Here is an 8,554-nt window from a genome sequence, read left to right on the forward strand (position 1 = left end):
TGGTTGCACAGTATCACGAGAAAGCTTACGCGATTCACGCCCGCCCTTCGGCCTACGGCCTTAGGACGGGATTCTCTCGCTGAATTAAGATAGCCACCGCGGGTCCAGACGTAGACGGCGTCAATGCGGGTGAAGACGAACGGGACATCGGCGAACTGTGGGAGCACATACGCCTCCTCGATAGAGGGAGGACTCACCCGGCCGCTCGCGGCGAGGAGCTGACGGGTAGCCTCGACGACCTGCTGGTCGGTCACGAAGAAGCCGTCATCGTAGCGAACGAACCCGGCGGTTTCGAGCGTATTGACCGTCTGGCGGACGGTTTCGTAAGGGGTTTGAATTCGTTGGGCAACGCGACGAATGGAGTCGCCGGGGCTGAGTGCGAGGAGGACCTGCCCACCGGCTCCGCCGAACATCTCGTATATTTGTCGATTACCAGTATCCGGTGAACAGACAAAAATAGTATAGTATATCACGATGGCGACCACCATCTGCGTACTAGTCACTGAAGCTAGTTGTCTTCTCCAGTACATTACCATCTACGTCGGACGTCGCCTCGAGGTATCGAAACACCTCATCGAGGTCATGCGTGGATCCGCGTGGCGTGGTTGTATATCCTGTTGGTGTATACCTCGTGGTGTACGCCAACAGAATTATGTCAGTCGGTTACGTAGTGGTGGCATGAGCCGCAACCGAAGTGACTCGGGCGAGTTCGTTGAATCGGTCACGCCCGCCGCCGTGGTCGAAGTGTTCAACGAGGTCGAGGGACCGGTCATCACGAGTGGTGATGTCGCCGACGCGCTCGGGTGTTCGCGCGAGACCGCCCGACGAAAGCTCACGGAGCTGCACGAAAAGGGCCGTGTGTCCCGGCGAAAGACCGCCGGGAGAGTCGTGTGGTGGCAGACTGACGGTGAGCGGTCGCGGGGAGGGTCCGCCGAACCGCTCCGCGAGCTGGTCGGTCTCGTCGACGACGAGGGTGCGGAGCGCGTCAGAGGCCGTGCACGGGAGTTCCGTGAGGCGTTCAACGATCGGATGGACACTCGGCGAACCGACCGTACGGAGGAGTAGATGTTACTCGACACGACGTTCCTGATTGACCTGCTCGCTCAACTCGACGCGGCCGACGATGCGCTCGCCGGCCTCATTGAGGGGGAGACGCCGGTCGCCGTCTCGCCGCTCTCAGTGTATGAGACGGGTCTCGGTCTCCGCGAGCGTGAATACGACCGTTTCGACGAGATACTCGCGTCGGTGGTCGTTCTCCCCCTCGGTCACACCGAGTCGCGCCGGGCGCTGTCCATCCAGCGCACACTCGGTGCCCGCGGCGAACCCATCGGCGACATCGATTCACTGATAGCGGCGACCGCCGTCGAGAGTGCGGACCCGCGTGTTCTCACTCGGAACATCGACGAGTTCGCTCGTATCAGCGACCTCGACGTCGAGACCTACTGAAAGATTTGACGTCCTCCACCGGCCTGACGGCCGGGGAATCCCACACGGTGGGAGTCCGATCTCACGGAGAGGTTTCAGCCCCACTCCGCGAGCGTCATCTGCGCGGGTTTCGCGCTCGGCGAGATCCGTCTACTCGTTCCCGTCGTTGCCGGCGAGACGCTCTAGGTTCTCGGAGCGACGATGTGCGTGATAGAACCGAAACTCGTCCGTGATTGTCCCACGCGAACTGTTGGCTTAGTCGTGGTGAGAAGAGCGACGTGCGAGAGGCGTATCGCGAATGTCCCACGTGACTGTTGATCTATTCGTGGCGGTCGTTGTGACTCCGAACGGGCCGTTCGTGGTGGATACGAACCACGTCCACCAGTGTATTCTACTGCCAGCCCGAGGTATTCGCACCATCCATATCGTAAAATTTATTTACGAAACAATACTCATCAGCATCGAAAAATCTAGAATTCTAACCGATAATATATACGCAGGATGGGCATAGGGTAAACGATCATGACGAATTCGCACCATGAACTGTGCGACATCCCGACGTCTCTGACGTGGGATTCGCAGCAAATATCGGGTTTTGAGAACAGTTTCGCTACTGATTGGGCTGTCTCCGAGTCACCTGACCGCATCTTCACTCGGAACTACGGGCGGCGAGTCGTCGTCTGTGCACCCTTGCCTGGGATCCCTACCATCGAACGCTCCGCGCCGATCTTCACACACCTCGGAGTCCGCATGGCTCACGCGGACGTCGATCGCCTCGAGGAAGTGATTGGAGCCCTCAACACCCATCTAGAGCCCGCTGACCCATACGAGTTTCACTACGGTGTGCGTCACCACGGGATACAGGTCCTTTCGAACACGCCCGCACGTTTTCTCGAAGACGTAGAGAAAATCCACCAGTACATTGATCGCGAACAGCCGATGATGACAGAATCCGCGACTGGCGAGACCGAACAGACCCAGTCACTGCCTGGATTCGCTGCTGGGGCCCTCTGGCCCGTGAAAGACGGGTGGTTTTACTTTGAGGGGGGTCGCCGGAATGACCGGGCCGAACCCAGTTGGAAGTGCGGTCTCCTGCTGAGGGGGCCACCGGTCGATCCATCGATGCTGATGCCGTTTTTCGAGGCATTCGCGGATGATCCGCCTCGCATCCAACACCAGTGGCCGTACCGCCGTCTGACTGCATCCGGCACGGCCGAATCACCACTAGCCCGCGCCGAGTCGGTGACCGATGAACTGGTCACTCCGGACGGTCGTGACAGGCCGGAGCTCGGCCTCCTCGGAACGAACCCGTTCTACGGCACGGATTCGGCGGATGTCGATACACTTCCTAGATCAGTACCAGATGCTCTCTATGCACCTCTCCGACAGACCAGTTCGATTCTTTATCGACCTACTATCCCTCCGCAGGGGGACGAACCGGACAGAGACTACGCCGTAGAGGAGATTACCGTCGTCGAACCACCCGGAACGAACTCGGTTTATATCACCGCCACAGCGACGAGCGCCGACTGACTACAAGTTCGAAAGCAGGCTCCAGACGCGCCAGAGCGAGAGCGCGATCGTCCGGCGAACGGCCGCGTCGAGGTCGGCCTCCAACGCGTGCACTTCGGAGTAGTAGGTGCGTCGTTCCGGGGGCAGCTCGCGCAATCGACGGCCACACTCACGACAGGTGTACTCGAACTCGGCGCGGACCCGCGGCCGGTGGCGTACCGGCCGCCCGTCGGCGTCGAACTCGAACTCCTCGTAGACGAGTTTCTTCGCGACGAACGCGGTGGCGTCACACTCCGGACACTGGGTCATTGTGAGTGCCCCGGACGAATGCTCCGAATACGACCCCGGGTCGCCGTACGAGCCGTCGCGGTCGCCGTCCCGGGACGCCTCGGCCGTGGTCCGGGAGCTCTTGGTGGTCGATGCAGTTACCGTCTCGGAATCGGGTCGATCCATTATGTGTCACTCTCCGAACGGCGCTCGATATGTCATGGCGACTCTCGGTCTGACTGTGGAGTGTGGCGGTCGTTCTCGCCGCCCCCTTCGAGCGCCTCGCCCCTTCCCGGCAGACGAAAACCGTGCTGTACGTTGATCCAGAGCGCCGCGCCGAGCGAGCGCAACGGTGCCATTTTCTCCAAAGCGTTGTTCAACCAGCGACTGGAAGGCTGCTCCGTGCCGTTCGGGACCACGTCGAAGCGAATCGACGGCTGGCTTCACTCCCTGCGTGTGGGCATAAGATTAAAACACATTCGTTGAGGCATGACACCTAATGGCACGGACAGACGATCCCGCGGCCGGCACGGAGCCGACGGCAGCGGACGAGCAGGCCGGATCGTACGTCGCGGTTACCCCGGCCGACGATCCGCTGTCAGCGCCAACGGTACAGAGTCAGTTCGACCGCCTCCGACGGCTCGGACAAACCGAGACCGATCGGCCGTGGTATCGGGGGTTGCTGAGCGGTGGCCCCGAACCGCCAACGATCGAATGCCTGCTGGTATCCCGCGGCGGAACCGATGCCGCGATCGAGTATCATTTCGGGGTCGACAACGGCGACACCGACGCACTCGAACGGACGCTCCGGGAGGTGTTTCCGGACAGCTACGAGTTCGAGCGGACCAGCCTCGATCTCACGGCGGCGTGTGACCCATCGGGCGAGGCCACGGATACAACGCCGCGCGACTGGTCGTGGCACGTTGCCGGCGTCGAGTTTCACGGCCGCGCCGAGCGACGCAACGACTGGCAGACCCGATTGACGCCCTTCGAAACCTTCCAGACTGAGGAGTCGAATCGCGTCCCGCTGGCGGCCGTCCTCGAGACGATGGCCGAGATGGACGTTCCGATGGTGTACCAGGCCCTCTTACAGCCGGAGGCCGACTGGACCCCTATCGCCGATGCCCGCCACACGCGGCTGGAGCTGGCGCGAGATACCCGCGCGGCGCGGATCAGTGAGGCGATCGACCGGATGCTCAACCCGGAGCTGTACGAGGACCGGACAATCGAGGACATCTCGCCCGCCCCGAGCGACCAACAGCGCCTCGAGGAGCTCGAAGCCAAAGCCACTCGCCGCTCGTTCGCCGTGAACGCTCGGGCGGCCGCCATCACGCGCGAGCAACCCGCAGTCGCCGAGAACGCCATCGCGGATCTCACCGCAGCGCTCAGTCCCGTCAGCAACACCACCTACGACATCGAAGCCGAAGTTCACACCGACGACGAGCTCCACTCGGGCACCTCCCCGCCCGGCTACCGCGTCTTCGAGGCGATCCGCGACCGGACGTTTCGCCCGCCGGACTACGAACGGCGCGCCACTCGGCTGCCGTGGCGAGCGAACACGAGCCGCGGCATCGTCGCCGACGTGGCCGAAGCGCCGAACTTCTGTCTGCTCGGGGGCGAGGCGCTGACCACGACGGGCACCCGCGCGCTCGCCACGACGCCGGGCGAGCGCACTGCGCTGCCGCGGCCGCCCGACGAGCGGCTTGCGGTTTATCGCACGCCGGGGCTCACGGTCGGGCGGCCACAGACCCAAGACGGGACCGCCATGACCGACTCGCTCGCCGTCCCACCCCGGCTCCAGCCGCTGCACGTCGGGTGGGTCGGCAAAACCGGCTCCGGGAAGTCCACGAGCCTGACCACCGCCATGCTCGACAACCACGCCGCGACGGCGGGCGCGGATATCCTCATCGACCCCAAAGGCGACGGTATGACCACCGACTATCTGCGCTCGCACTACGCTCGCTTCGGTACGCTCGAGAACGTCTACTACTTCGATTGCAGTAGCGTCCTGCCCGCGTTCTCGTTTTTCGACATCCGCGACGAACTCGACGCCGACATCGAGCGGACCACCGCCGTCGAGGACAAGGTCGACCACTACCTCGACATCCTGACCCAGATCATGGGCGCGGACCGCTTCGAACAGGCGGTGCGCTCGCCGGACGTCATCCGCTATCTCCTCAAAGCCCAGTTCGACCCCGTCCACGGTGACGACGCGTTTTCCCACCGCCAGCTTCACGAGGCGGCCCGGCGCATGCACGACCAACAGGCGGCCCCGGCCGTGAGCGACCCCGATCTCGAACGGATGCTCAACGGCGTCGTGGCGAACCAGCAGCGGTCGTTCGACGAGATCATGCAGGGCGTTGCGAATCGCATCGAGAAGGTGCCCGTCGATCGGCGGCTCGCCCGCGTGTTCAACCACGTCCCGGACGGCGACGATCCGGTCTTCGATCTCGCGGACGTGCTCGACGAGGACGCGGTCGTCGTGCTCGATATGGGCGGGCTCCGCAGCGAGGCCCAGCGCGTGTTGACGTTGGTGGTCCTCTCGAACCTCTGGACGGCGCTCAAGCGACGCAGCCGCCGCGGGCCCGACGACGGCGATCACCCCCTCGTGAACCTCTATCTGGAGGAGGCCGCAAGCGTCGCGGTCTCCGATCTCCTCGGCGACCTGCTCGCCCAAGCGCGGGGCTTCGACTGCTCGGTGACGCTCTCGATGCAGTTCCCTGCCCAGCTCCGCGAGGCCGACGAGGCTGCGTACGGGGAGCTGCTCAACAACGTCTCGACGTTCGTTGTCGGCAACGTTCCGGTCGAGCGGCGGCTCACGCGGCGGTTGGCCACCGACGACATGGGTCCGGAGGCGGTCGGCAACCGGCTGCGGGCGCTGCGGCGCGGCCAGTGGCTGGTCGGCCTCCCCGCGAGGTTCGACGAGCCCGAGCCCCGCCCGTTCGTCGTTCGCTCCGCGTCGCCGCCGGCCGGCCATCCGTCCGGCGACCGGCCGCTCGATGAATCCACACGGCAGGCGTTCGCGGACGCGACCACGGCACTCAAGACCCGAACGCGTACCGAATACGGTCTCACGATCGATCCGCCGGACGCGGCCGCCGACACCGGGACGGCCGCGGACCACGACCGCGAAGGGGACGGGACGGCCGACGCCGGTCTCGCGCGCGTCGACACCGCACTGCCACACACCAAGCGCCTGCCGGCGGCCATCACCTACGACGCCGACACTCACGCCCTCCGCTGTCGCAGCTGTGCGAACCGGTACGACCCGACCACTGAGGGGCTACACCGGGCGATCGCCTGCTGTCACGACCTCGCCGCGGTCGATCGCGCCGACATTCCGATCTGTGATCTCAACCTCAAGCTCACCCGCGAGGAACGCACCGCCGCGGCACAGACCGACCGGCAGCTCTGTTTCTTGCAAGCTGTGTACAACGCCCAGCAGCTCCGCTACGATCCCGACCTCGAGTACGACCTCACACGCGACAGCATGCTGCGCCTCCAGGAGTACGTCGGCATCGGAAGCGACGCGGTGCAGGAACTCCTCGGCACCGATCTGCTGCGTCACGACACGGATCATCCGCATCGTCTGTTTTCCGTGACGGCCGACGGCCGGACGCTGCTCGGCGAGAGCTACCGGCAGGGGATCGATTACGGCCACGGACAGGGCGATCTCGAAGAGTCGAGCCAACACGTCTGTGCCGTCGAGATCGCCCGTCGGTACCTCGAACACGAGTACGCCGCCGATCCCGATTCGGCGGTCGACGCGGTGCAGCCGTACTACGACATCGACGAGCAGCGCCGCCTCGATCTCGTCGGCCTCGACGCGGACGGCGAGATCGTCGTTGCGGTCGAAGCCGAACGCATCAACCACGACGTCAGCGAGGCGGTGCCGAGCGATTTCGACAAGATGGCTGCCTGCGATCCCGCGGCGGCGATCTGGGTCGTCATGACCCGTGGTGGGGGCCATCAGGTGCTCGCCGCCCTCAACGATCCACCCGATGGCGAGCCCCGCGTCGAGAAGACCTACAGCGAGAACACGCCGCCCCAGCAGTTCCGGATCGATACGCCCGGCCTCTCGGCGATCTACCCCGTCGAACACCTCCGTGACGCGATCGGGCAGGACCCGTAGCCTTGTACTGGTGGGTGGCTTGGCGTTCGTCCTGCGGTGAGCAACGGTGCCAATTGTGAATAGCCGCTCGGCAAACGACCTTCGAGCGGAACAGGAATGGCATCGCGCCGCTGCCCTGCGTTCACACTCGCATTCATTGACCAACACGATTCGAGAGGGTCGCTGCTGGTCGCTCAGTCATTAGCCCTGGTTTCACAATCGGCCCGAAACACCGCAAGAGACGATGATGCGGTTGATGTGGAGTCGAGTGTGGACGACAGCTGCGAATGTTGTCCTCTCCCTGGTGGGCCAGTATGAGCGTGCGATCATATTCGAGCAGTACCCGTCACATGCCACTGAAGGACGTGTCTGGCCGTTCGTGCGGTCGATCTTCGATTACTGTGTGACCGTCGTCAGAGGCGAACGATTGATGGGCATCGTATCGTTCGGCTGCTCGATCCCGGCAAAGTCCACAACGGCGGCCGTGTGTGAACGTTCGGCCGACTCCAAATGCTCGATTGAGTGGTTCTGCACCCGTGGTGGCGTGTTCCCTTGTACGGGTCGTCAGTAGGAGTTCTGTTCGTTGTCGAGCCGATCTTCGCTGTTTTCACTCTACCACGATTCTCTGGGATTTCAGTTGGTGGACGGTTCACGCTCGCAGCACGATTAACCGCACAACCGCTCTCTCCGGGGAAACGCACCGTTTGTGAAACAGCCCTCGACGATCGATAACGGTCGAGAAAAGCTATGGGCGCTTCTCATGGTATGGTACTGTGTGTGACAACGCAGGGAAAGAGAACTACCGTGCTGACTCAGTATATGGCCTCGCTCAATCGTCCCCGACGAACTGTTCGGTAGTTGCCGGTCCCAATGATACCGTGTCCGTTGCGGTGGTCACGTTTAATGAGGTGCTCACCCCTCATACATATATTCTATATGGGGTAACTCCATGAGAATCCCGCTGAAGTCGCTGGAACATGAAGTTCATCAGGGTGTCACCCTCCTTTGCTAAGTTAACGGTGCCTCTCCGTGTACTGCAGGACTCAAAAATTGCAAGCTGCATCAGAGGTAGCGCTGCCATCTGTGCTCCTCACCAATCTTGCAGCCCAGCCCGGACTAGGTCAGTCACAACCATCCAGACCTGGCGAACGACGATCCGGATGTCGACCCAGAACGATTGTTGGTGGATGTACTGGGTGTCGTACCGGAGTTTCCGCTCGGGATCGTGGCCGGTGGCAC

Annotated in this window: 5 protein-coding genes and 1 pseudogene; 4 read left to right on the forward strand and 2 right to left on the reverse strand. The window is 63.1% G+C overall.

Features of this window, described 5'->3' with window-relative positions; genetic code table 11:
* Nucleotides 1–89: 89 nt before the first annotated feature.
* Nucleotides 90–413 (reverse strand): annotated as a pseudogene (locus PHA81_RS16520) (RNA polymerase subunit sigma-70); the annotation flags it as partial.
* A 265-nt stretch (nucleotides 414–678) separates the two neighbouring features.
* On the opposite strand from PHA81_RS16520, the gene PHA81_RS16525 reads away from it, so the two are divergent.
* The 3 genes from PHA81_RS16525 to PHA81_RS16535 all read left to right on the forward strand — a co-directional run bounded on the left by PHA81_RS16525 (nucleotide 679) and on the right by PHA81_RS16535 (nucleotide 2,958).
* Complete coding sequence (locus tag PHA81_RS16525; RefSeq protein WP_273837615.1) at nucleotides 679–1,065, forward strand: HTH domain-containing protein; 387 nt, start codon at nucleotides 679–681, stop codon at nucleotides 1,063–1,065.
* The gene (locus tag PHA81_RS16530; RefSeq protein ID WP_273837616.1) at nucleotides 1,066–1,446 is read left to right on the forward strand and encodes a PIN domain-containing protein; all 381 of its coding nucleotides are present in this window, start codon (nucleotides 1,066–1,068) and stop codon (nucleotides 1,444–1,446) included.
* Between the two features lie 729 nt (nucleotides 1,447–2,175).
* A complete protein-coding gene (locus PHA81_RS16535; RefSeq protein ID WP_273837617.1) occupies nucleotides 2,176–2,958 on the forward strand; it encodes a hypothetical protein in 783 nt (260 codons plus the stop codon).
* On the opposite strand, the gene PHA81_RS16540 is transcribed toward PHA81_RS16535, so the two are convergent.
* Complete coding sequence (locus PHA81_RS16540) at nucleotides 2,959–3,390, reverse strand: hypothetical protein (protein WP_273837619.1); 432 nt, start codon at nucleotides 3,388–3,390, stop codon at nucleotides 2,959–2,961. It abuts the gene before it with no gap.
* 313 nt (nucleotides 3,391–3,703) lie between these two features.
* Here PHA81_RS16540 and PHA81_RS16545 point away from each other — a divergent pair, with 313 nt between their 5' ends.
* A complete protein-coding gene (locus PHA81_RS16545; RefSeq protein ID WP_273837620.1) occupies nucleotides 3,704–7,336 on the forward strand; it encodes a hypothetical protein in 3,633 nt (1,210 codons plus the stop codon).
* The last annotated feature ends 1,218 nt before the right edge of the window (nucleotides 7,337–8,554 follow it).

This window comes from Halococcus sp. PRR34 (assembly GCF_028617175.1).
In the GTDB taxonomy this organism is placed as follows: domain Archaea; phylum Halobacteriota; class Halobacteria; order Halobacteriales; family Halococcaceae; genus Halococcus; species Halococcus salifodinae.